The sequence below is a fragment of the Pallidibacillus thermolactis genome, from assembly GCF_025660415.1.
GTDB lineage: Bacteria > Bacillota > Bacilli > Bacillales > Caldibacillaceae > Pallidibacillus > Pallidibacillus thermolactis.
On sequence record NZ_JAOUSE010000002.1, the window covers coordinates 111,232 to 136,166 of the forward strand.

26 protein-coding genes are annotated in these 24,935 nt (G+C 35.4%); 1 reads left to right on the top strand and 25 read right to left on the bottom strand.

The features are described 5' to 3' along the window. Positions 1–160: 160 nt before the first annotated feature. The 19 genes from rplS to OEV82_RS01510 all read right to left on the bottom strand — a co-directional run bounded on the left by rplS (position 161) and on the right by OEV82_RS01510 (position 18,894). On the bottom strand, positions 161–505 hold the full coding sequence (gene rplS, locus OEV82_RS01420; RefSeq protein ID WP_173659057.1) for a 50S ribosomal protein L19: 345 nt from the start codon (positions 503–505) through the stop codon (positions 161–163). Positions 506–665: 160 nt separating this feature from the next. Next, positions 666–1,415 carry a tRNA (guanosine(37)-N1)-methyltransferase TrmD gene (gene trmD / locus OEV82_RS01425; protein ID WP_173659059.1) on the bottom strand — a complete coding sequence of 250 codons (750 nt, stop codon included), beginning with the start codon at positions 1,413–1,415 and terminating at the stop codon, positions 666–668. Next, positions 1,412–1,933, bottom strand: coding sequence for a ribosome maturation factor RimM (gene rimM, locus OEV82_RS01430; protein WP_173659061.1), 522 nt, complete (start codon positions 1,931–1,933; stop codon positions 1,412–1,414). The genes trmD and rimM overlap by 4 nt, the downstream gene beginning before the upstream one ends. A gap of 1 nt (position 1,934) precedes the next feature. Next, positions 1,935–2,324, bottom strand: a complete 390-nt coding sequence (locus tag OEV82_RS01435) for a YlqD family protein (protein WP_173659063.1) — start codon at positions 2,322–2,324, stop codon at positions 1,935–1,937. 136 nt (positions 2,325–2,460) lie between these two features. After that, positions 2,461–2,694 (bottom strand): KH domain-containing protein, encoded by a 234-nt coding sequence (locus tag OEV82_RS01440; protein ID WP_173659065.1) that lies wholly within the window; start codon positions 2,692–2,694, stop codon positions 2,461–2,463. A gap of 5 nt (positions 2,695–2,699) precedes the next feature. Next, positions 2,700–2,972: a 30S ribosomal protein S16 gene (gene rpsP, locus OEV82_RS01445; protein WP_173659067.1), complete on the bottom strand. Its 273-nt coding sequence runs from the start codon at positions 2,970–2,972 to the stop codon at positions 2,700–2,702. 159 nt (positions 2,973–3,131) lie between these two features. Continuing rightward, positions 3,132–4,475 carry a signal recognition particle protein gene (ffh, locus tag OEV82_RS01450; RefSeq protein ID WP_173659069.1) on the bottom strand — a complete coding sequence of 448 codons (1,344 nt, stop codon included), beginning with the start codon at positions 4,473–4,475 and terminating at the stop codon, positions 3,132–3,134. Positions 4,476–4,486: 11 nt separating this feature from the next. Then, entirely contained in the window at positions 4,487–4,825 is a 339-nt protein-coding gene (locus tag OEV82_RS01455) for a putative DNA-binding protein (RefSeq protein WP_173659072.1), read from the bottom strand. Between the two features lie 208 nt (positions 4,826–5,033). Beyond that, entirely contained in the window at positions 5,034–6,047 is a 1,014-nt protein-coding gene (gene ftsY, locus OEV82_RS01460) for a signal recognition particle-docking protein FtsY (protein WP_173659074.1), read from the bottom strand. Between the two features lie 82 nt (positions 6,048–6,129). Next, positions 6,130–9,690: a chromosome segregation protein SMC gene (smc, locus tag OEV82_RS01465; protein WP_263060770.1), complete on the bottom strand. Its 3,561-nt coding sequence runs from the start codon at positions 9,688–9,690 to the stop codon at positions 6,130–6,132. Between the two features lie 30 nt (positions 9,691–9,720). Then, a complete protein-coding gene (rnc, locus tag OEV82_RS01470; RefSeq protein WP_173659149.1) occupies positions 9,721–10,470 on the bottom strand; it encodes a ribonuclease III in 750 nt (249 codons plus the stop codon). Between the two features lie 337 nt (positions 10,471–10,807). Beyond that, positions 10,808–11,047 (bottom strand): acyl carrier protein, encoded by a 240-nt coding sequence (locus OEV82_RS01475; RefSeq protein ID WP_173659078.1) that lies wholly within the window; start codon positions 11,045–11,047, stop codon positions 10,808–10,810. Between the two features lie 99 nt (positions 11,048–11,146). After that, positions 11,147–11,887, bottom strand: coding sequence for a 3-oxoacyl-[acyl-carrier-protein] reductase (fabG, locus tag OEV82_RS01480; protein ID WP_173659151.1), 741 nt, complete (start codon positions 11,885–11,887; stop codon positions 11,147–11,149). Next, complete coding sequence (gene fabD, locus OEV82_RS01485) at positions 11,887–12,834, bottom strand: ACP S-malonyltransferase (protein WP_263060772.1); 948 nt, start codon at positions 12,832–12,834, stop codon at positions 11,887–11,889. The genes fabG and fabD overlap by 1 nt, the downstream gene beginning before the upstream one ends. A 34-nt stretch (positions 12,835–12,868) precedes the next feature. Beyond that, positions 12,869–13,852 (bottom strand): phosphate acyltransferase PlsX, encoded by a 984-nt coding sequence (plsX, locus tag OEV82_RS01490; protein ID WP_173659082.1) that lies wholly within the window; start codon positions 13,850–13,852, stop codon positions 12,869–12,871. Next, positions 13,849–14,430, bottom strand: a complete 582-nt coding sequence (gene fapR, locus OEV82_RS01495; RefSeq protein ID WP_173659084.1) for a transcription factor FapR — start codon at positions 14,428–14,430, stop codon at positions 13,849–13,851. Before fapR ends, plsX begins: the two co-directional genes overlap by 4 nt. 143 nt (positions 14,431–14,573) lie before the next feature. Continuing rightward, on the bottom strand, positions 14,574–16,625 hold the full coding sequence (gene recG / locus OEV82_RS01500; protein ID WP_173659086.1) for an ATP-dependent DNA helicase RecG: 2,052 nt from the start codon (positions 16,623–16,625) through the stop codon (positions 14,574–14,576). 216 nt (positions 16,626–16,841) lie between these two features. After that, complete coding sequence (locus OEV82_RS01505) at positions 16,842–18,515, bottom strand: DAK2 domain-containing protein (protein WP_263060774.1); 1,674 nt, start codon at positions 18,513–18,515, stop codon at positions 16,842–16,844. 16 nt (positions 18,516–18,531) lie between these two features. Then, a complete protein-coding gene (locus OEV82_RS01510; protein ID WP_173659090.1) occupies positions 18,532–18,894 on the bottom strand; it encodes an Asp23/Gls24 family envelope stress response protein in 363 nt (120 codons plus the stop codon). Positions 18,895–19,216: 322 nt separating this feature from the next. Here OEV82_RS01510 and rpmB point away from each other — a divergent pair, with 322 nt between their 5' ends. Next, the gene (gene rpmB / locus OEV82_RS01515) at positions 19,217–19,405 is read left to right on the top strand and encodes a 50S ribosomal protein L28 (RefSeq protein WP_173659092.1); all 189 of its coding nucleotides are present in this window, start codon (positions 19,217–19,219) and stop codon (positions 19,403–19,405) included. A gap of 134 nt (positions 19,406–19,539) precedes the next feature. Here the strand turns inward: rpmB and spoVM are convergent, their stop codons facing one another. The 6 genes from spoVM to OEV82_RS01545 all read right to left on the bottom strand — a co-directional run bounded on the left by spoVM (position 19,540) and on the right by OEV82_RS01545 (position 24,922). Beyond that, positions 19,540–19,620, bottom strand: coding sequence for a stage V sporulation protein SpoVM (gene spoVM / locus OEV82_RS01520; protein WP_173659153.1), 81 nt, complete (start codon positions 19,618–19,620; stop codon positions 19,540–19,542). Between the two features lie 151 nt (positions 19,621–19,771). Beyond that, positions 19,772–20,425 carry a thiamine diphosphokinase gene (locus tag OEV82_RS01525; RefSeq protein ID WP_263060775.1) on the bottom strand — a complete coding sequence of 218 codons (654 nt, stop codon included), beginning with the start codon at positions 20,423–20,425 and terminating at the stop codon, positions 19,772–19,774. Continuing rightward, positions 20,422–21,084, bottom strand: coding sequence for a ribulose-phosphate 3-epimerase (rpe, locus tag OEV82_RS01530; protein WP_173659096.1), 663 nt, complete (start codon positions 21,082–21,084; stop codon positions 20,422–20,424). The genes OEV82_RS01525 and rpe overlap by 4 nt, the downstream gene beginning before the upstream one ends. Before the next feature lie 2 nt (positions 21,085–21,086). After that, positions 21,087–21,968, bottom strand: a complete 882-nt coding sequence (gene rsgA, locus OEV82_RS01535) for a ribosome small subunit-dependent GTPase A (protein WP_263060776.1) — start codon at positions 21,966–21,968, stop codon at positions 21,087–21,089. 177 nt (positions 21,969–22,145) lie between these two features. Continuing rightward, positions 22,146–24,164, bottom strand: coding sequence for a Stk1 family PASTA domain-containing Ser/Thr kinase (gene pknB / locus OEV82_RS01540; RefSeq protein ID WP_173659100.1), 2,019 nt, complete (start codon positions 24,162–24,164; stop codon positions 22,146–22,148). 2 nt (positions 24,165–24,166) lie between these two features. After that, positions 24,167–24,922 (bottom strand): Stp1/IreP family PP2C-type Ser/Thr phosphatase, encoded by a 756-nt coding sequence (locus OEV82_RS01545; RefSeq protein ID WP_173659102.1) that lies wholly within the window; start codon positions 24,920–24,922, stop codon positions 24,167–24,169. Positions 24,923–24,935 lie beyond the last annotated feature (13 nt).

Genomic DNA, 24,935 nt, shown 5'->3' on the forward strand with positions numbered 1-24,935 from the left:
AGTCAAAAGTCCTAAATGTAATAAATGAATAGTATGTATCGATCAATCCTATATTTATTTTACATAATCTATGTTTTCTATAGCAACTTATTTATTGGTTTTTAACACAATTTTATAGATAAAAAAGGAGCCTGGCGACCAAGCTCCCTTGTTTCGATAATTATCTAATTTCTTTAATACGTGCAGCTTTACCACGTAAATTACGTAAGTAATAAAGTTTAGCACGACGAACTTTACCACGACGTACAACTTCAAGTTTAGCGATTTTTGGTGAATGTACAGGGAATGTACGTTCAACGCCAACACCGTAAGAAATTTTACGTACTGTGAAAGTTTCACTAATGCCACCGCCACGGCGTTTAATAACTACACCTTCAAAAACTTGGATACGTTCGCGAGAACCTTCAATAACTTTAACATGTACACGAACTGTATCACCAGGGCGGAATGCAGGTAAATCAGTACGAAGTTGTTCTTTTGTAATTTCATCGATAATGTTTTGCATTCGATTCAACTCCTTCCAACAGATGCTCTTACCAATAAATTCTATTGCAGCGGAACATCGTTTTAAACGGGCATGGATCCATACCCAAAACCACGAAATATAGTTTATCATATTCCTTAATGAAAAATCAATAGTGTTTTCCAATTTTTGTGGAATCAATTTATAAGTTTGAATCGTGTTTTTTCGCTTTTATTTCCTCGAGCCATTTTTTATCTTGGTCTGACAACGGATAATGATGTAATAGATCAGGTCTACGTTCAAGGGTACGTTTTAATGATTGTTTTCTGCGCCACTCTTCAATTAATTGATGATTTCCTGAAAGTAAAACATCCGGTACTTTCATGCCTCGGAATTCTGCCGGTCTTGTATATTGAGGATGTTCAAGTAAACCGGTTGAAAAGGAATCCAATACCGGTGAATCTTCATTGCCCAGAACTCCTGGTAAAAGCCGAACAACACTATCAATAATAACCATTGCCCCAAGTTCTCCACCGGTTAATACATAGTCGCCAATGGAAATTTCATCGGTGACTAGATGCATGCGAATACGTTCATCATAACCTTCATAATGACCACAAATAAATACTAAATGCTCTTCTTTCGCTAACTCTTCAGCCTTTTTTTGGGTATATTGTTCCCCTTGTGGGCAAAGTAAGATAACCCTTGGCTTTGAACTTGTTTTTGCCTTTATCGATTCAACTGCGTTAAATATCGGTTCTGGCTTCAAAACCATGCCAGCACCGCCACCATAAGGATAATCATCGACAGTATTATGTTTGTTATTCGCATATTCACGGAAATTTATGACATTGTATTCAACCTTGCCGATTTCTTTTGCCCTTTTTAAAATCGATTCATTTAGAACACCTGTAAACATGTTCGGAAAAAGGGATAACACATCAATTCTCATTCATCTAACAATCCTTCCATTGGTTCAATGATGACAACTTTTTCTTTCACGTCTACTTTTTTTACGACTTCCTCAATATACGGTATTAAATATTCTTTTTTACCTTTACCTTTTACGACCCATACATCGTTAGCGCCAGGTGTTAGTATCTCTTTAATCATTCCAATTTCTTTTTCGTCGGTCGTTTTTACTGAACAACCAATAATTTCATGAAAATAATATTCATTCTCTTCAAGACGCTCTAAATGTTCTTCAGAAACTTTCAATATTCCACCTTTAAAATGTTCAACATCATTAATGGATTGGTATCCTTCAAATGTTAATAAGTCAAAATGTTTATGTTTGCGCCAAGACTTTACTGTAAGTGGAATAGGTTCATGTTTATCTTTTTTAAATAATAATAGCTCTGATCCTTTTTTATAGCGTTCTTCGGGAAAATCGGTAACAGATATTACTCTAACTTCTCCATTTATCCCATGTGTATTTACTATTTTCCCAACGTTATAAAAAGTTTTCAATCTATTCACCTCTAATCTCTGTGATTACTCCATCTTTGACAACTATTGTTTTATTTAAGTTGTCATTCCACTTGTCACCTACTTCAACATTAACTAAGCCTTGAACTTCCCGTTCTTTTAATTGGGAACCGAGGGGGAGGATTTCAAGTTGTTCGATTTGAAATTCAAGAAGCTTAATTTTTTCGTTTCGATTTTCAATCTCTTTTTCAAAATAATTATGTAACATCTTAATATTATACTTTTTTGTTTTCTCAAGTCTTTTCTTTTCAAATTTTAACTGATCAATTTCTTTTTGTAATGCTTGTTTTCGATTTTGAAAGGTATGGAAAAGTTTTTCACGGCTTTTTTCAGTTAAAATTTGATTAACCGTAACAGTTGTAAGGATTTGCATAAATTTCCCCCTTTCCTTTAGTTAAACTTATTATTTACATATTATAGCGCTAGCTTACAAAATAGGAAATTTCAAATAGATCTTTGTAAAAAGAAAAGATTGATTAGATAAAAAAAAGGGGGACCCAGCCCCCTTCTTATTCTGTAATCTCAAGAACAACCTTCTTGTTTTCTGTTGTATTTGCATGTGCATAAACAACAGTTCGTATCGCCTTAGCCACTCTACCGCGTTTTCCAATGACCTTCCCAATATCATCTTTATGAACTGTTAATTTATAGGTGATTTGGTGGTCCTCTTCAACGGCTTCGATTTTGACCTCCTCAGGATTTTCAACCAGAGGTTTGACGATCGATTCAATTAAATTTTTCATTGTTCTTACTTACCGAATTTTTCATTATGGAATTTTTCTAAAATACCTTGTTTTGAGAACAGGTTACGAACTGTGTCAGAAGGTTTTGCACCATTTTTCAACCATTTTAATGCTAAGTCTTCATCAATATTAATTGTAGCTGGTTGAGTTAATGGATTGTAAGTACCAATTGTTTCAATTTGACGTCCATCACGAGGAGAACGTGCATCTGCAACTACGATACGATAAAATGGAGACTTTTTAGCTCCCATACGTTTTAATCTGATTTTTACTGCCATAATTAAAAGCACCTCCGAATTAGTTTCACACAAGATAGTATGATAACAAGTTTTTTTATGTTTGTAAAGTAATTTTTCTTAACAGATAAAAACCTATTTTAGTTTAACAACTTCCCTATGAAAAATCAACATCTTTTTTATATGAAAATGTAAAAAAGATTACATAAACGGTAATTTAAAACCTTTTCTTTTCCCTTTTTTCGTCATATTATTCATTTGCTTCATCATTTTTTTCATTTCTTCGAATTGTTTTAATAAACGGTTTACTTCTTGAACAGGTCTTCCGCTTCCTTTTGCAATCCGCCTTCTTCTTGATGCATTAATAATTTCAGGTTTTTCTTTCTCTTCTTTGGTCATTGAGCGAATAATTGCTTCTACATGAGAAATTTGTTTATCATCAATTTTTAAATTGTTTAAACCCTTCATTTTATTAGCACCAGGAAGCATTTTTAATAGTTCATCAAGCGGTCCCATGTTACGCACTTGGTCCAATTGATCAAGAAAATCATCCAACGTAATCGATGCTGAACGCATTTTTTGCTCTAATTCTTTCGCTTTTTCTTCATCAACAGCAGCTTGAGCCTTTTCAATTAAGGACAATACATCCCCCATGCCAAGAATTCGTGATGCCATTCGTTCAGGGTGGAAAGGTTCTAATGCGTCCATTTTTTCACCTAAACCGACAAATTTAATCGGCTTTTCCGTTACTGCACGAATCGATAGAGCTGCTCCCCCTCTTGTATCACCATCCAATTTTGTTAAGACAACACCTGTAATTCCCAATTGATCATTAAAACTTGTTGCAACATTGACGGCATCTTGTCCCGTCATCGCATCCACTACAAGTAATATCTCATCTGGTTTTACTTTTTCCTTAATTTGTTTTAATTCGTCCATTAAATTTTCATCAATATGTAATCGACCCGCAGTATCAATTAAAACATAGTCATGATGCTGTTCTTTAGCATGTTCAATTGCTTTTGTTGCAATTTCAACAGGACTAACTTGATCACCGAGAGAAAACACTGGTAAAGATAATTGTTTCCCTAATGTTTGTAATTGATTGATCGCTGCTGGACGATAAATATCTGCTGCTACAAGTAGAGGTTTACGATTATATTTTTTTCTTAATAAGTTTGCCAACTTACCTGTTGTCGTTGTTTTACCTGCCCCTTGTAGTCCGACCATCATGACAACTGTCGGTGGTTTTGAAGCTGTAGCAATTTTACTTTGTTCTCCACCCATTAATTCTGTCAATTCATCTTTTACGACCTTTATCACTTGTTGACCAGGGGTAAGACTTTTCATGACTTCTTGACCAACAGCCCGTTCACTTACCTTTTTAATAAAGCTTTTAACCACTTTTAAATTGACGTCAGCATATAGTAGTGCAAGTCGAACTTCACGCATCATTTCTTTAACGTCAGATTCAGATACTTTTCCTTTTCCCCGAATTTTTTGCATCGTTTGTTGCAAACGTTCAGATAAACCTTCAAATGCCATCGGACGGCCTCCTAATCTAATTCTTTAATTTCATCTATAATCGATAGAACTTGAGCACGCTCTTTTGGATTTAAACTTGTCTCAACTAATGTTGTTAAGTCATCAAGCAGAGCGTTTCGTTTTTGAAATTTTTCAAAAAGATGGAGCTTTGCTTCATATTCTTCCAGCATTGCTTCCGTTCTTTTTATATTATCATAAACGGCTTGCCGAGAAACATTGTATTCTTCTGCAATTTCTCCTAGGGAAAAATCATCTAAATAATAAAGGGCCATATAGCTTTTTTGTTTAGGAGTGAGTAAAACTTGATAGAAGTCGAATAAAAAATTCATTCTTGTCGTCTTCTCTAACATATGTTCTCCTCCAGTGTTAAGTGAAAAACCTTTACAAATTTATGTTACACAGTAGTTCACCTATTGTCAAATCGATTCACATACAAACTTTTATTTTAGATTCAAAAAGAGGCAAGTAGGAATTTTATGAATGAAAATTAAATTCCACTTGCCATATCACTTACATTTTAGATAAAGTTCATCACTCACCATTTCATGAATATAAAATTTAGAGGTCGCCTCCATCATCGGTTCGTGCATTTTCCTCTTCCACAAGCCCAGCGAATAATCCATAAACATATTGTTCAGGATTAAATTCTTGAAGGTCGTCCATTTTTTCTCCTAAACCAACAAATTTAACTGGGATATGTAATTCTTTGCGTATAGCAATTACAATACCGCCTTTTGCTGTTCCATCAAGCTTTGTCAATACAATACCTGATACGTCCGTAACTTCTTTAAATTGTTTCGCTTGCACCATCGCATTTTGTCCTGTTGTCGCATCTAAAACTAATAAGACTTCATGAGGCGCACCAGGAATTTCTCTTTCAATGACCCGTTTCACTTTCTCTAGTTCTCTCATTAAGTTTACTTTATTTTGTAGCCTTCCAGCGGTGTCACAAAGGAGAATATCGGCATGTCGTGCCCGGGCTGCTTGGATGGCATCATACATGACTGCAGCAGGATCCGATCCTTCTGACTGTTTAATGACATCTACGCCGACTCGTTCACCCCAAACTTCCAATTGTTCGATAGCTCCGGCCCGGAACGTATCTCCAGCAGCAAGAATCACCTTTTTTCCTTCTTGTTTAAATTTATATGCTAATTTACCAATGGTTGTCGTTTTTCCAACTCCGTTAACACCTACAAATAATATAACTGTTAAACCGTCCTGTTGGATATTTAACGTATTAATTTCTTCTTCATCGCCTCTATAAATCTCTACTAATTTTTCAACAATTATATCTCTAACCGCAAGTGGATCTTGAATATTTCTCCTTTTCACTTCCATTTTTAACTCATCAACAAGTTCTAGTACAGTATCAAAACCTACATCGGCTTGGATTAAAATTTCTTCTAATTCTTCAAAGAAATCTTCATCAACTTTGCGATAGCGTGCAACTAGATCATTCACTTTGCTAGAAATATTCTCACGTGTTTTCGTTAATCCATCCTTAAACTTTTCTGTGATTGTATTGGTTTGTTTTGTCAATTTTTCTTTTAACTTATTAAAAAATCCCAATTGTTTCACTTCCTTTATAACTTTTTAAGAGGAACACCGTTTCATAGAAAAAGAAAATCGATGAATAGATATCTCCATGCTACTATACTACCACGGTTTCCTTATCTTCTAAACGGACAGAAACTAATTTGGAAACCCCGGATTCTTGCATCGTTACACCATACAACACATCTGCTTCTTCCATTGTTCCTTTTCGATGGGTAATGACGATGAATTGCGTTTCCTTACTGAAATGTTTCAAATATTGGCTAAATCTATACACATTGGCTTCATCAAGAGCAGCTTCGACTTCATCTAATATACAAAATGGTACAGGTCGTACTTTTAATATTGCAAATAATAATGCGATTGCTGTTAACGCACGTTCACCGCCGGAAAGCAAGTGAAGATTTTGTAGTTTTTTCCCAGGAGGTTGAGCAATAATCTCAACACCAGTGTTTAATAAATCATCAGGATTTGTTAAGCGTAATTCGGCTTGTCCACCACCGAAGAGGGATTTAAATACGGTATCGAATTCAGTTTTTATTCGAGTGAAAGATTCACTAAAACGTTTGATCATTTCCTCATCCATTTCATCGATGACTTGGAATAATGTTTGTTTTGCCGTTTCCAAATCTTGTTTTTGCTCCATTAAAAACTCATATCTTTCAGATACTCGTTTGTATTCATCAATGGCACCTAAATTGACCGTTCCTAACTCTTCGATAGAAAGTTTAATTAACTTTACTTTACGCTTCGCTTCCTCATAACTTATTGATAATGGATATTTTTCTTTTGCACCTTCATATGTGATCAGATATTCTTCTCTCAGAATATTTAAACGGTTTTCTAATTCAACATCTAACCGATTCAGTTTAATTTCTTCGTCCGTCACCATTTGAGAAAGACCTTTATGTTGACGTTTCAATTCCTTTGTTTCTCGTTCTAAGTCTTCGTATTTTTGTTGGATTTCTAAACGTTGCTGACGCCGATGAGCGATTAAATCAATCGTTTGATTTTTGTCAGCTAATTTCTGTTCCGCTACTTGTTGTAATTGGCTTTCCCCAGAATCTTGTGAATTCATTTCATCCATTAATAATTGTAAATCTTGTTCATTTTGTTGTAATTGCCATTTTGCTTCTTCAAAATGTTTTTCTGCATCTGAACGTTGATTTTTTATATGAGTTGCCTGTTCTTCCTTTTTCGCAATTTGGATTTTCAACTCATTAATCTGTTCAATTAGTTCCGATTTTTTTGATTGATCAAGATTTCTTTTAGTTGATAACTCTTGAATCTCTGTATCGATTTCTTTAATTTTTACCGTAATTTCATGAACACGCTGTAAATTTTCTTCCTTTTTACGTTGCAAGTTTTCTAGTTCTTCTCGCAAAGTTTGATCTTCATTATCATATAGGGAAAGTTTCTCATTAATACTACTTTCTTTCCACGTAATTTCCTTCAAGGTGTCGTTTAATTCTAACTCTTGCTTACGGAATTGTTCACCTGCGATTTTTAACTGTTCTATTTTTTCTTCCTGACTACTTAATGCTTGCTTCTTATCCTTTAACTCTTTCTCTAAAATTGCACATTTTTTCTCCATTTCAACAAGTTTGGATCGTAAAGTATCCAATTCTTGTTTTCGACTTAACAGGGAACTTGTCTTTTGTTTTACAGTACCACCCGTCATTGAACCGCCAGGATTTACGACATCCCCTTCCAAAGTGACAACCCGATTCCGATATTGAATGATATGAGCGATTTCATTGGCCCCTTGTAAGTCCTTTGCAACAATGACGTTACCTAATAAGTGACGGACAATATTGGCATATTTTTGATTAAAATTCAGTAATTCAGCCGCAACACCAACAAATGATGGATGGTTCTGAATTTGCTTGATATAACCTTTTGGTATTTCCTTTGGTTTAATTACGGTCATCGGTAAAAAGGTAGCCCGACCATAACGATTTTTTTTCAAAAAGTGGATCGCTTTTCTTGCATCTTCTTCTGTTTGTACGACAATATGTTGAAGACTCGTTCCTAACGCAATATCAATCGCAACAGCATATGTATTATCAACTTGAATGAGTTCAGCAACGGCTCCTTCAATACCGGTCAAGTTTTCTCTTGATTTTAAAACTTCTTTTACTCCCTGATAAAACCCGGCGTAATCATCTTCCATTTCTTCAAGGAGCTCGATCCGTTGTTTTGCCTGCTGAACATATTGTAAAGCTTTGTAATATGTCTTTTCTTCACTTTCATAGGTCCGGAGTAATTGTTCATACTTTTTTTGTTCTTCTCGAAAATCGTGAATCATTTGATTGATTTTTTCTTGAATAACAGATAAATCCTGTTCTAAAGTTTTCTTTTCAGAAAGGATCTCATTGCGATCTTTTATATAACGTTTATTATCATCCGCTAAAGCATCACGCTTGGCTTGGATTTGCCTTGATCTTTGCTCCAAATGTTGAACATCATTGTTAATCGTTGCTTGTTTATTTAAAAGTTCAATATAATCACTTTTTAATGATTCAATTTTTTCTTCAATATCCTCAGAATACGCCTCAAGCAATTTTTGTTTTTCTTTTAATCGTGTTTTATCTTCATTAAGAACCTTAACGATTTCCTTTTGCTGCGTGCTTAATTCTTCTAGTTCCATTTGAAGGTTTGCAAGTTTTTCTTTTCCTTGCGCTATATCTTGTTCAAGTTGTGTTCGATGTTTTTCGTAATTTTTTTTCCGTTCCTTAAGGACTTCTTTACGACCTTCTATTTTCTCCAACTCTTCACTTGTTACAAGTAAAATATGTTGTAATTGTTCAATGGATTCATCCAAAGCCGCTTGTTTATCACGTAATTCTTGTATTTCTGCTTCACTGTTCTGAATCAGTGTAGATAGTTCGATTTCTTTATCACGATTTTCTTCTAACTGCTTTTTTAATGTTTCCCATTGGGTATGAAGTTGTTCAATTTCATAAATTAATAAACTTACTTCATATTTTTCAAGTTCTTCTTTTTTATCTAAATAATCTTGGGCAATTGATGATTGAATTCGTAACGGTTCGATTTGGCTTTCTAATTCATGAATGATATCACGAACTCGATATAAATTCTCTTCTGTCTCTTCTAATTTAACTTCTGCTTTCTTTTTACGCGTCTTATATTTTAAAACACCAGCTGCTTCTTCAAAAATCGCCCGACGTTCTTCTGGTTTACTATTTAATATTTGGTCAACACGTCCTTGACTAATAATGGAAAATGAGTCCCGACCCAATCCTGAATCCATAAGTAAATCAACAATATCCTTCAAACGACATTGTTGTTTATTGATAAAGTATTCACTTTCTCCAGAACGGTATACTCGGCGCATAATACATACTTCATTATAGTCAATAGGCAAAAAATGGTCCTCATTATCTAACGTAATTGAAACTTCTGCAAAATTCAATGGTTTGCGAGAATCGCTTCCGGCAAATATAATGTCTTCCATTTTGCCCCCACGTAAAGACTTAGCAGACTGTTCGCCAAGTACCCACCGAACGGCATCAGTAACATTACTTTTTCCGCTTCCGTTCGGACCTACAACAGCAGTGACACCTGGAACGAAGTCAACTGTTGTTCGCTCTGCGAAAGATTTAAAACCTACCATTTCTAAACGTTTGAGTAGCATAACGTTCCTCCCTTCGCCTAAAATGAATGCTTATTTACTTTGATCATTGTCTGTTGTTTTTTCTTCAAGTGTCGATAGAGCGATATGAGCGGCTTGTTGTTCTGCTTCTTTCTTCGATTTTCCGACTCCTGTTCCATAAGCGGTTCCGCCTATCTTCACTTCAGCAACGAATTCCCGATTATGGGCAGGACCTTTTTCTTCAATAATCAAATATTCAACCGAGCCAAGTCCAAAACGTTGTACATGTTCTTGTAATTGACTTTTAAAATCCATCACATGCGAAAAAGCACCTTGTAGAATTTTTGGAAAAACATGTTTTTCTAAAAAACGAACAACCGTATCCAAACCTTGATCTAAATACATAGCGCCTATAAAAGCTTCAAATGCATCCGCAAGCAAGGCTGGTCTCTGTCTACCGCCTGTTAACTCTTCCCCTTTTCCAAGGCGTAGTAACTCGCTAAATCCAAGTTCTCGTGCAAAAGTAACAAGAGCAGGTTCGCAAACAATGGCTGCTCGCAATTTTGTTAATTCTCCTTCTTCCATAGCTGGATAATGGGTAAAAAGAAAATGAGAGATCGTTAATTCCAAAACGGCATCCCCAAGAAATTCTAAACGTTCATTATCTTGTTCGTGTTTTTTTCGATGCTCATTCACATACGATGAATGGGTAAATGCTTGTATTAATAACGCTTCATTTGAGAATTGAATATTAATTTTTTCCTGGAATTTTTCAAACCTTCTATCTTTATACACTCGATGCGTGGATTTCGATCGTTTCATATTTGCCATAATATACACCTCTTGTCATTTACAAATCAAGTTTAGACTAAAAACAGTCTTTTGGAAAGAGTTTTTTCGTTTCTAGTGTTTCCATAGATGGGGATTTTAAATATGGTGTAGAACAGTTGGCGAGGATATTCCGAAAGTTTACATAATATAATTATGTAATAACACTTTGTACATAAGCATCATTTTTTTTTTTGAAACAATGATCCGTTCAAACCGAAAGAAAACACCCCACTATAAAAGTGAAGTGTTTTCGAGAAATTATACTTCATATATTTGGTTTAAGTGTTAAACACTTATTGTTAACCATAAATCCCTAATTTATGAAAGCTTACTCATTGATTTTGCTTTCTATGTAAGATACAGCATCACCAACTGTGACGATTTTTTCAGAATCTTCATCTGAGAATTGAAGATCGAATTCATCTTCTAGTTCCATGACTAATTCTACAACGTCAAGAGAATCAGCACCTAAATCATCTTTAAAAGTGGCTTCAGGTGTTACTTTTGACTCTTCTACGTCTAAACGGTCTACAATAATTTTTGTCACACGTTCTAATACGTTACTCATGAGTACTTCACCTCCCCTCAAGTAATTTGTACAAGTATACATAATTTTAACGTATTATCCATTATTTTCAAGTCATTCTAGAAAATTTTAATCGCTGATTTACATATACATGCCGCCATTTACATGAATTGTTTGTCCTGTAATATATGCAGCATCATCTGAAGCTAAAAACTTCACTGCTTTGGCAATATCCTTTGGCTCACCAAGTCTAGCTAAAGGAATTAATTTAAATAGTTCTTCTTTTACATCATCAGACAATTGTTCTGTCATATCTGTAGCAATATATCCAGGTGCGACGGCATTAACGGTAATATTGCGAGAAGCCAGCTCCTGAGCTGTCGTTTTTGTTAAACCAATAATTCCTGCTTTTGCAGCGACATAATTTGCTTGTCCCGCATTACCACTAACACCGACAATAGAAGATATATTTACAATACGACCGTATCGCTGTCTCATCATTTGTCTAGTTACAGCTTTCGTTAATAAGAAGACACTTTTTAAGTTCGTGTTGATGACATCATCCCAGTCGTCTTCTTTCATACGCATAATTAAATTATCACGAGTAATACCAGCATTATTGATTAAAATATGTAATGCACCAAAGTGATCAATGGTTTCTTTCACAAGTCGATCAACATCATCACGATTAGCTACATTTGCTTGAACAGCAATACTATCACGTCCAAGTCCTTTAATTTCTTCTACAACTTCATTTGCCTTCTCTACATTACCAGCGAAGTTTACAACAACATTCGCACCATTACGCGCCAATTCTAAAGCAATTTCTCTTCCAATTCCCCGGGAAGCACCGGTAACTATCGCTACTTTTCCTTCAAAAATCATTCATTGTCACCTCGTAATTGTTCAACGGTCTTAATTAGACTAGCTTCATCAAATATGTTATAAATTTTCGCTTTTCGATCAATTTTTCGAACCAATCCGGTTAACACTTTACCAGGTCCGATTTCAATAAATGTATCGACACCTAAATCCATCATAGTACGAATGGATTCTTCCCAACGAACCGGGGAGTACAATTGTTTAATTAATAAATCTTTCATTCGGTCAGCATCGGTTACAGGTTCTGCTGTCACATTAGAAATGACTGGTGTTTTTGCCGATGAGAAATTATGCTTATCTAAAACTTCCTTTAATTTTTGTGAAGCAGATTCCATTAAGCGCGAATGGAAAGGGCCACTTACTTCCAACGGTATTGCCCTTCTTGCTCCATTCTCCTTTGCCAATTGACAAGCTTTTTCCACACCTTCTCTAGTACCGGAAATGACAATTTGCCCAGGACAGTTTAAATTGGCTAATTGAACAGATCCAGTTGTCTCGGTAACTTCATTGGTTATTTCCGTAAGTTTTTCTGCGTCCATTCCTAAAATAGCAGCCATTGTACCTTGTCCATTTGGAACCGCTTCTTCCATAAACTCTCCGCGCTTTCGGACAATTTGAACAGCATCTCGGAAAGAAAGGGAACCGGCAGCAACAAGGGCAGTATACTCACCTAAACTATGTCCTGCAACAAAATCAGCTTCTATATGATATTCTTTTACCTTTTGCAAAATTGCAATGGATGTTGTTAAAAGAGCTGGCTGAGCATTTGTTGTTAAAGTAAGAGATTCCTGCGGACCAGTCATAATTAATTCATATAATGAATCTTGTAACGCATGATCTGCTTCAAGGAATATTTCCTTAACATTTTCATACTTATTGGCTAAATCTTGTCCCATACCAACAGATTGGGATCCTTGTCCAGGAAATAAGAAAGCGATTTTCCCCATCATTTTGCTCCTTTCTTATTATAAATGCGTACAACTATTTATCCTCTATGGCCTCTGTAATTTTTTGTGGTACTTCACCGTTTACCATGTCTCTGGCTTGACGGATAGCTGAGAAAATAGCCTGTTCATCGGAAGAACCGTGCGCTTTTACTACAGGAGCTTGTAAACCGAATAACAATGCTCCCCCATATTCTGAGTAGTCCATTTTATTTTTTAACTCTGCTAGATCATTTTTGATGACAAGAGCGGCCATTTTTGTTTTAAAGCTGCTCATTAAGATTTCTTTTAACATTTTCACTATTGACATTGCCGTTCCTTCGACAGTTTTTAGAATCATATTTCCGGTAAATCCATCGGTTACTGCTACATCACAAACTCCTTCTAGTAAATCTCTCGCTTCCACATTACCAACAAAATGAAAGTTTGCTTTTTCAAACAATTCATAGGCTTGTTTTGTTAGTTCATTTCCCTTATGAGACTCAGTGCCGATATTTAATAATCCGATTCGAGGATTTTGAATCCCCCGAACCTTTTTACTATAAACAGCCCCCATATATGCGTTTTGCAGTAAATGTTTAGGTTTTGCATCCGCATTGGCACCAACATCAAGCAATAGCACACCGTTTCCATCAATCGTCGGTAAAGTAGGAGCAAGTGCTGGTCGTTCAATACCTTTAATTCGTCCTACAACAAATAGTCCTGCTGCCATTAAAGCACCGGTATTACCTGCAGATATACAAGCATCACTACGACCTTCTGCCACTTCTTGTGCAGCTATAACCATAGAAGCGTCTTTTTTTCTCCGTACAGCTCTTACAGGTTCATCATCTCCAGTAATCATGACATCCGTATGGATAATCGAAATTCTTTCATGTTCTATTAAATATTTCGCTATTTGTTGTTTATTTCCTACTAATGTGATGGATAAATCAGGGAAATTATTTACTGCTTTCATTGCACCTTTAACAACTGCTTCAGGTGCATTGTCTCCCCCCATTGCATCAATTGTTATTTTCATTGCTTGTCCACCTTCTCACTTTTTGAACGGTACATAGAAAACTTACCTTTAAAAACGAGTTCTTGATTTACAAAACTTTCAACTACAACAATTGTTCTTCCTTTCGGGTCTTTTTGTTCCACTACTTTTGCCTTTGCAATCACCCGTTCACCCAATTTCACTTGTCGCAAAAATTGTAAATTACTTGATGCTGTCAAAGCAAGTTCATCATTAATCACTGCAACAGCTAACGAATTGGCTTGGGCAAAAAGATGATGTCCTCGTGCAATTTGATTACGACTAAAGACATGTTCTGGCTTAATATCGAGTATTGAGATCGCATGGCGATCTAATTCCATATCAACAATTTCTCCAATGACTTCATCAATCGGTAATGAACGGACCTTTTCTGAAAAATTATGCTGGGCTACGTTTTTAATTCTCTCACGTAACTCAGGTATATTTAATTCTAAACGGTCAAGCCGAATCGTTTGAATACTAACCGAAAATTTTTCTGCCAATTCTTCATCCGTAATAAACGGGTTTTCCTTTAATGTTTGATTAAGAAGTTGTTGCCGTTCTTTTTTACTTAGTTTCATAGTTTCACCTACATATTATGACTAGGTACTAACAGTAGTATATATAACCTGTTTTTTTTATGCAAGAAAAAATTACATTCTTTCTTTTTCATTCTGTTCTTTTATCTAATTTAAACGAATTTTATATGTTTAAGGAAGGTACATTAATCTAGTTTCTCACCATCTAATACACCTGATTGAATAATCATATTCCTTAAGTATTTAAATTCTTCATCTTCCCAAAATTCCTTAGAATGAATAAACTTTTCTGCATCCTGTCTCGCAGTTTCCAAAGCTCGGTAATCATGTACCATATCCGCCACTTTAAATTCCGGCATGCCACTTTGCTTTTTCCCAAAAAAGTCACCGGGTCCCCGTAGCTCTAAATCCCGTTCGCTCAAAACAAAACCATCGTTTGTTTCCGTCATTATTCGCATTCTTTCTTTTCCAACTTCGGTTTTTGGATCCGCTAATAAAATACAATAGGATTGATGTTTACCTCGCCCAACCCTTCCTCTCAATTGATGGAGTTGGGCAAGACCAAAACGTTCAGCATCATAAATGACCATTACTGTTGCGTTTGGTACGTTTACACCTACTTCAACCACCGTTGTGGAAACAAGCACCTGTATTTTATTTTCACTAAACTCTTTCATCACTTGTTCTTTTTCATCAGTATGTAATCTTCCATGCATCAGCCCTACTTGGAAACGTGTACCAAAATAATGAACTAGTTGATGATAAACATCGATCGCATTTTGGACATCGAGTTTTTCCGATTCTTCAATTAACGGACAGATCACATACGCTTGTCTCCCTGCCTGTAATTCTTTTTCCATCATCTGAAGTACTTGTTCAAAATTATTAGGTTTTGCCCAATATGTTTTAATTTCCTTACGCCCTGCAGGCATTTCATCAATAATGGAAACATCCATTTCACCGAAGGCTGTAATCGCTAGCGTTCTTGGTATAGGTGTAGCTGTCATAAATAATGTGTTCGGGTTTTCACCTTTTTCCCTAAGAATGCGACGCTGTTCAACACCAAAACGATGTTGTTCATCCGTGATCACTAAACCGAGTTTGGCAAAGTTCACATCCTCTTGGATTAAAGCATGGGTACCAATAATGATAGGAATCCTGCCAGCTTGTAGACCTTCTAGAATTGCCGTGCGTTCCTTTTTCTTTGTCGAACCGGTGAGCAGAGCCACTTCAACATTAAACGGCTCAAATAAACCCATTAAACTATCCGCATGTTGTTCAGCTAAAATTTCTGTAGGAACCATAAGCGCACCTTGAAAACCAGCAGTGACAGCAGCATATAGACTAATTGCAGCTACAATCGTTTTCCCGGATCCAACATCCCCTTGTAACAGTCGATTCATACGATAAGGAGACTTTAAATCGATTAAGATCTCAGCCAAAACTCGTTTTTGAGCATTTGTTAATGGAAAAGGTAGGTTAGAAATAAAACTTTTCAATTTTTCATTATCATATCGGATCAAAACTCCCTCAGAATTTTCCCTTTGAAACTTTCTAAGTGCTTGAATTTTTAATTGAAATTGTAAAAATTCCTCATAAACAAGTCTACGTCGTCCTTGTTTTAGATCTTGGACGTCTTTCGGAAAATGCATCGCACGAATGGCTTCTTTTCTCGGATATAATCGATACTGCTGTATTAAAAATGCGGGTAGGATTTCTTCTAGTTCATGACCGAACTGATCAAAAGCTGCAGAAATAAATTTACGGATACTATTTACCGTAATATTCCCTTTAACAGAGTATACCGGGCTAAAATCATTGTGGGGTTGATTGTCGTGTCCGATTTTAAATTGTTGAACAGTGATTTGCTGACGATACCGATGCCACTTCCCATTAAGTGTGATTTCTGTATTCATCTTCAGTTTGTTTTTTAAATATGGTTGATTAAAAAATACAGCGGTAATAACGTAACGTTCCACCATAACTTTAACGGTCAACCGGGATTTTTTTCTACCATAGTACTGTATGGTTGGTAAACTAACAATAACACCTTCAACTGTGACACGTTCATCATGATCTACTTCTGCTAAATCACGTATTCGATTATCATCATAACGAAATGGTAAATATAATAATAAATCTTCAACAGTGAAGATATGAAGTTCCTCAAGTAATTTTGCTGTTTCCTCACCAATGCCACGAATGACAGTAACTGGTTGTTTCAACACTTCATTCAATTTTACTAACTCCTTGATTTATTATGTATTTCTTAGTAAAAGTTGGTAATAAATGAAAAAACAAAACATCTTCATAATATGATCATATAACTTTTCATACTTGGATAAATTCGCGATCATTTATCGTTATAAGATGAACTTCAACCATTATTATATTATGAATAGGAAATTATTGAAAACACAAAAAGGGCTGGACAAAAAGTCAGCCCTTTTCAACTATTCAACAGCAAAAATAAAATTGTACAATGGTTGTTGACCATCATGTATTTCTACTTCAACATCTTCATAGTGCTCTTCTACAAATGAAACGATTTGTTCCACCTGTTCAGTTGTCGTTTCTTCTCCTTTTATAATAGTCAAAATTTCACTTTCTTCATCTAACATTTGATGAATTAATTCCTTTGTTGTTTCTAATAGGTTTGAATTGGAAACAACAATTTCTCCTTCTTTTATACCCATGTAGTCGCCTTTTTTGATCGTTAATCCATCGAAATTCGTATCTCGGATAGCATAAGTCACTTGACCGGATTTAACATGGCTTAACGCTTCAACCATAGCCTCTTTATTTTGTTTTAAATCTGCACTTGGATTAAAGGCCAGTAAAGCAGATAAACCTTGTGGTACTGTTCTTGATGGAATAACAACGACTTCTTGTTCAACAAGATCCCGTGCTTGTTCAGCAGCTAATATAATATTTTTATTATTTGGAAGCACAAATACTTTCTCCGCGTTAACTTCTTGAATTGCCTTCACAATATCCTCTGTACTTGGATTCATTGTTTGTCCGCCTTCAATGACAATTTGTGCTCCGATACTTTTGAATAACTCACTGATGCCACTACCCATTGCAACGGTAACAATACCATATTCCGAACGATTTTTAACAGGGGTTGGAGCTTCGACTTTCTTTTCTCCCTCAACAATGGTTGAATGTTGCATGCGCATATTTTCAATTTTTAAATTGATTAATTCACCAAATCGTTGACCGTAGTTTAAAGCATCACCTGGCTGTTCAGTATGTACGTGAACTTTAACAATTTCATCGTCGGCAACAACTAATAAAGAATCCCCTATTTCACTTAAGGCATTTCTAAATTGTTCTTCAGAAAAAGGATTTTCCTTCAATTTATCTTCTTGAAATTTCACCATAAACTCTGTACAATAGCCAAACTGAATATCTTCAGTATCCATGAAGCTTTGCACACTTTTATGATGCTCATTCTTCACAAGCTGTTCCATTGAAACTTCCGGTGTTTCCATATCATCCAATTTTACACCTTTAAGGCTGGCTAAAAAGCCTTCCAAAACAAATACTAATCCTTGTCCACCACTATCAACCACACCGACTTCTTTTAATACTGGTAATAAGTCAGGGGTTCGTTGTAATGATGCTTTCGCTTCTTTTACAACTTCTTCTAATAAGACTGTTAAATCCTTTGTTTGGTTACCGACTTCTTTTGCTCGTTTTGCTACATCTTTGGCAACAGTCAATATTGTTCCTTCAACCGGTTTCATAACAGCTTTATAAGCTGTATCCACACCATCGTTTAACGCTTGGACAAAATCATCAACATATAGCACTTCCTTTTCTTCGATCGATTTCGCGAAGCCACGGAATAATTGAGAAAGAATAACACCTGAATTCCCTCGAGCCCCCATTAGCAACCCTTTAGAAAGTGCTTTACCAACATTTCCTACATGTGATTGTTTGTTATTACGAACTTCCTTTGCACCTGACTGTATGGATAAATTCATATTTGTTCCCGTATCCCCATCAGGTACTGGGAAAACGTTCAATGAATCAACATATTCTGCATTTCGAGACAAATGATTTGCCCCATGAAAAATCATTTCTGCGAAGCGATTCCCATCTATTACTGTAATTGACACATTTTTTCCTCCTTACTTATGGGTTCGTCACCCGAACACTCTGCACAAAAATATTGACTGAATCAGCTCGTACACCAAGTGTTTGTTCTAGTACATACTTAACTTTTGATTGAACGTTATGTGCCACTTCAGAAATTTTCGTTCCATAACTAACAATAATATACAAATCAATATGTATTTGATCATCCTCTTGACGGACAATGACACCTTTGGAATAGTTTTCTTTTCTTAAAATTTCAGAAATCCCGTCTTTAAGTTGTTTTTTCGACGCCATACCTACAATACCGTAACAATCTACAGCAGCACCACCACATATTTGTGCAATTGTATCAGTTGTAATTTCAATATGTCCTAATTTCGTTTTTAATTCGATGGACATGTACGATTCCCCCTTACAAGGTTTTCATTTCGGTTTATGCTTATTTTACTATAATTGTGATCAATAAAAAAGACAAGCCGTCTTTTATAATATAAGCGAAAAAACAAAGGATATGTCAAGTACTTTCACTTAAAAGTAACAAATGATTCTTTTTTAATAAATTTCTTCAAAGTCAAACAAATGAATATCACGAAATGGAGATTCTAACAAGGTTTTTTATTTCTTATCCCCCTTGCATATTAAGGGAATCTATGGTAAAGTATTTGAGTATCTTTAATAGGTTAAAATGTTGATTGAGATGGTTTTTAAGGAGGGAAATAGAATGGCACGTAAATGTGTAGTTACTGGTAAAAAAGCTTCTTTCGGTAACGCTCGTTCACATGCAATGAACGCTACTCGTCGTAAATGGGGAGCTAACTTACAAAAAGTTCGTATTTTAGTTGATGGTAAGCCAAAACGTGTTTACGTTTCTGCTCGTGCGTTAAAATCTGGAAAGGTTCAACGTGTGTAATCGTTTATTAATAAACGTATGGAAAGTTACGTTACGATAATGAAGCATGAACTGTAAAGAAAAAAAGCCCTTGCTATAATGGTAAGGGCTTTTTTTCTTTACACCATGTACATGAAAGCGAATTATAAGACTGGTCAACTTTTTTTAAATGCATTTAAGACGGCTCGAACAAATCCTCCTAAAAATCTTGGCAATTTAATGGTATAAAATTTCACTCTAATATTCCCTCCTCGGTCCCACAAGCATAGGATTCATGCAACTTACCGTTAATCTTTTTTTAAGGTAAGTCTTGTCAACTCGAATATACTAATATCATATTCTGATAACAAAAAATGAGTTCAAAGCATACTAAATTTAGGCATTTTCCTACTTATCACTACTTCTTATTACTAATAATATGCCTTTAGAAAAAGAATAAGTACCATGATTCAAAATAAGTTCATTACTTATACATAATGTGGAACCGAAGAAAATATGACGATTTTCTAATGGATATTTAAAACCTTTTAATGTTAAATTTTCAACATCCTTTGTTATCGGTATAAACGATATATATTTTTTATCAACCATTTTTTCAATTGTATATGTACCCGGCTTTGTCATATAAGCCATATTTTGCTTATCGATGATGGTAATTGGAATATTTCGATTGGATTGTAATGCTTGGTATAACAAGCTTATATTTGCCATGAAATGATCGATACGCCCACCTGTTGCACCGAAAATCTGAATTGCTTCGGGATGATATTCAAATGCTAAATGTAATGCCAATTCCATATCTGTTTCGTCTTTTTCCTCTTGAAATTGATCCAACTTCAATCCGCTATTTCGCAGCTGTTCTAACTCTTCTTCGGTCATTGAATCAAAATCACCGATTGCTTCATCAGGAGTGATGCTGAATTCTTGTAGATATAGTGCCCCGCGATCAACGGCAATCCATTTAATATTTTTGTCTTCTTTGTATATGGATAAATCTGGAATGTATTCTTTCGGACCACCTGCGACAATGTGAATGATCATTTCAGATCACTGATGCTCTGCCGAATTGACTCAATCGCTTCCCTACGATCTTTATTATTAAAAATATAAGAACCGGCAACGAGTACATCAGCTCCAGCCGCAACACAAAGTTTTGCTGTTTCAGCATTAATTCCGCCATCCACTTCAATTTCAAAATGAAGGTTTTGTTCATCACGCCAACGTCTTACTTGTTCGATTTTCTTTAAAACATTCGGAATAAATTTTTGTCCGCCAAACCCTGGATTAACGGTCATTAGTAATACAAGATCAACATCCGTTAATACGTCACGAATCATTTCCACTGGTGTAGCTGGATTTAAGACAACTCCTGCTCGTACACCGGTTTCTTTAATTTGGTGAATGGTCCGATGCAAATGTTTACAAGCCTCTACATGTACAGAAATATAATCGGCACCTGCATGAACAAAGTTTTGAATATAATTTTCTGGATTCTCGATCATTAAATGAACATCAAAATGTAAAGAAGTAACGGGACGGATTGCTTCAACGATTAATGGACCTATCGTAATATTGGGGACAAAGTGACCATCCATTACATCAATATGAATATAGTCCGCCCCAGCCTTTTCTACGTCTTTAACTTCCCGTCCTAGTAATGAAAAGTCTGCTGACAATATAGATGGTGCAATTTTTACCATAATTAATACCTCGGCTTTCTTTGTTGTATTTCTTTTAAAAACAGTAAATAGTGGTTATAACGGAATTCTTCAATTTCGCCTGTTTCCACGGCTTCTTTTATGGCACAATGTGGTTCTTTATCATGTAAACAACCTCGAAATTTACAGTTTGCAAATCGTTCTTTCATCTCCGGATAACAATAAGTTAACTCCTCTGCCTCAATATTACTAAAATCTAGAGAGCTGAAACCCGGTGTATCGGCTACAAGGCCGTTACCAATTTCAAGTAATTCTACATGACGAGTCGTATGTTTTCCACGCCCAAGATGTTTCGAAATGGCTTTTGTTTCTAAATTCAATTCAGGTTGTAAAGCATTTAATAAAGAGGATTTTCCGACGCCTGATTGTCCTGCAAAAACCGTTATTTTATTTTCTAAAAGTGGATAAATATCTTCTAAACCAATCTCATTTTTTGAAGAGGTTAATAAGACATCGTAGCCGATTTTTTCATAAGCTTTTGCATATTGCTTAATATTCAATAGTTCATCGGAATTTGCTAGATCGATTTTCGTAATTACGATAATGGGTTTAATCTGATACGATTCGATAATAACTAAAAATCGGTCTAATAAATGAGGACTAAATTCAGGATCTTTAGCAGAAAAAATTAAAATCGCTTGGTCAACATTGGCAATCGGCGGGCGCACTAATTCATTTTCCCGTTCCTTAATTTCCATTATATAGCCTTCTCGATCATTTTCTGCTGTAAAAACAACATTATCACCGACAAGGGGCGTTATATTATTTTTCCGAAAGACCCCCCTACCTCTACACTGAAAAATCGTATCATTACTTTTTACATAATAAAAACCACTTAAAGCTTTAATAATTTTCCCTTCCGCCATAGCAACACTCCTTTTTTCGTTTAATGTAAATTTTTTCACGAATACATACCCAATCCTATTTTACATTAAAATTTAGATTTATCCTAATATAGATTTGAAAAGTTTTCGATCGATTTCTTTTGAGTAATAAAAAATGGATCTAACTCTCCATGTTTTTTGAGAGTTAGAACCTTTAAGTTATTGCGTATATGGAATTTCTACATTACGAACCACTTCACCGTCTACAACGACACGATACTTTGCCGTTGTATTTGGTGCAATCGTTAACGAGATTTTCCTTGTGACCGATTCGGTAATTTCAAACGTATCGACCGGTACTTCAAAATCTTCGTGATTCATATCTTGAATAAAGATTTGAACTTCTTGTGGTTCTGGACCATCTTCTCCAACTTGACCAGTGTATGCTATCGTGAACTCAATTTCTTCCGTCCGTGGAACTGGTTCAACACCTTTAGAGATGATTACTTTAACAGTATCTCCTTCTTTCAGTTCTGTTCCAGGTTTTGGTTCTTGACTTATTACTAAACCTTCTTGCACTTTATCACTATATTCCTCTTCTTCTTCAATGGTGATACCATGTCTTTCTGCATAATCATTTAATGCAGAGCGGCTATATTGGGTTAAATCAGTTAAAGTAAACGTTTCAACACCTTGACTTACCGTCAAAGTTAAAACTGTTTCATCAGGAATGATTTCTTCACCAGGTTTAGGATCTTGTTCAATGATCGTACCAGGTTCACTGTTATCATAAACTTCATTAAGTTTAATATCGATAAATTCAATCTCTTCATTTTCTAGTTCTTCCAAAACATCTTTATAATTCTGCCCAATTAAATCCAGCATTTCAATTGTTTCTTTACCTGTACTTACATAAATATCAATTTGCGATCCTTCAACTTTTTTCTTTCCTGCTTTTGGGTTTGTTTTAATGACAAAGTTTTCCGGTATTTCATCATGGGGTTGTTCAATTGTTTCTCCAATGACAAACCCAGCATCTTCCAACATTTCAATCGCTTCATCTAACTCAAGTTCTGTAACGTCTGGCACTTCTATTTCCTTAGCCCCAAATATACTTGGAAAGAAAGTGATGATTAGAATTCCAAAGAGCACAATCAATACAGCTGTTGACGTTAGGATGATCGGCCATTTTTTTCGTTTCTTTTTATTTGTTTTTGACTTTTTGGCAGATTTCTTACTTTTTCCTTTCTTTCCTTTTGGTTTAGCTTTACCATTATTATCTTCTTCATCTTCTTCCGATTGTGGAGATATAATCGTTTCTTGAATTTCAGTGAAGTTTTGCGGTTCTTTTATTACTGGAATGGCTTTTGTCGCTTCATCATCTATCGGTAAAACAAAAACTGGCTCATTCAATCTTTCTGGATTTAGGCATGTATTTAAATCATCAATTAATGCTTCCATATCCTCATATCGATAATGTGGATCTTTAGCTGTCGCTTTTAAAACAATATTTTCTACACTTTGTGGGATATCTGGATTCCAGGACCTTGGATGTGGTGTTTCATTTTGTAAATGTTTTAACGCAATGGAAACGGCTGATTCACCTTCAAATGGAAGCTTTCCCGTTAATAATTCAAATAACACGATACCTAATGAATAAATATCCGACTTTTTTGTTGCAAGACCGCCTCTAGCTTGTTCCGGTGAAATATAATGGACGGAGCCCATTACAGAATTTGTATGTGTAATTGTCGTCGATGTTAAAGCAATTGCGATTCCGAAGTCTGTAATTTTAACATTTCCCTTGTTATCTATTAAAATATTTTGCGGTTTAATATCACGATGGATGATGTTATTTTGATGTGCGTGACTGATTGCACTTGTAATTTGCAACATAATATCCACTGCTTTTTCAATCGGAATCGGATGGTGATCTTGGATATATTGTTTTAGCGTCTTGCCTTCAACATATTCCATAACAATATAGTAAATATCTTTCTCTTCACCGACATCGTAAATATTAACGATATTCGGATGAACTAAACTTGTGGCCGACTGAGCTTCACGATGGAATCTTCGAATAAACTCATCATCATTGGCAAAGTCTAGACGTAAAATTTTGATTGCCACGTCTCTTTCTAAAATCATATCCCTTGCTAAGTAGACATTTGCCATTCCACCGCCGCCGATAAAGTCTAATATTTTATAGCGATCGTTAATTCTTTCTCCTATGAGCACAATCAGTCACCAACTTTCCCATCATTCAAATCATTTACAATAATCGCAAGGCTGATATTATCTTCTCCGCCTTTTTCATTGGCAAGATGGATTAATTGATTTGCTTTTTCTTCTAAATTTAATTCCGACTGTAAAATATTTAACAACTCATCATCACTAACTTTATTTGTTAGTCCATCGGAACATAAAAGCAAACTATCACCGGGTTCAAACTCAATTGTCAACGTATCAATTGATACATTTAATTCGGTACCTAACGCCCGTAATAGTACATTTTTTCGCGGATGATGTTCAGCGTCTTCTTTTGAAATTTGACCACTTTTCACTAATTCATTGACTAATGAATGATCATCCGTTAATTGTCGAAATCCATCTTCCGTTAATACATACCCCCGACTGTCACCGATATGAGCAATCGTAATATACTTTTCCGTACAAATGGAGGCCACTAACGTCGTACCCATCCCTTGACATTCCGGATGTTCATTGGCATACTGAAAAATCTCCTCATTAATTTTATATACGTTTTCTTTGAACCAATGTTCTGCAGCTTCGGGAGATTCAATTTGATCCTTTTCTATCCAAAATTTTTTCAATAAATCTGTCGCCATTTTACTCGCAACATCTCCCGCTAAATGGCCACCCATACCATCTGCAACAACGGCTAAAATCTGGTTGGATTGATTAAAAAAGATACCAACATGATCTTCATTATGGTTTCTTACTTTTCCACGGTCTGTACGGTAGACAAATTTCATATTTTCACCTCGT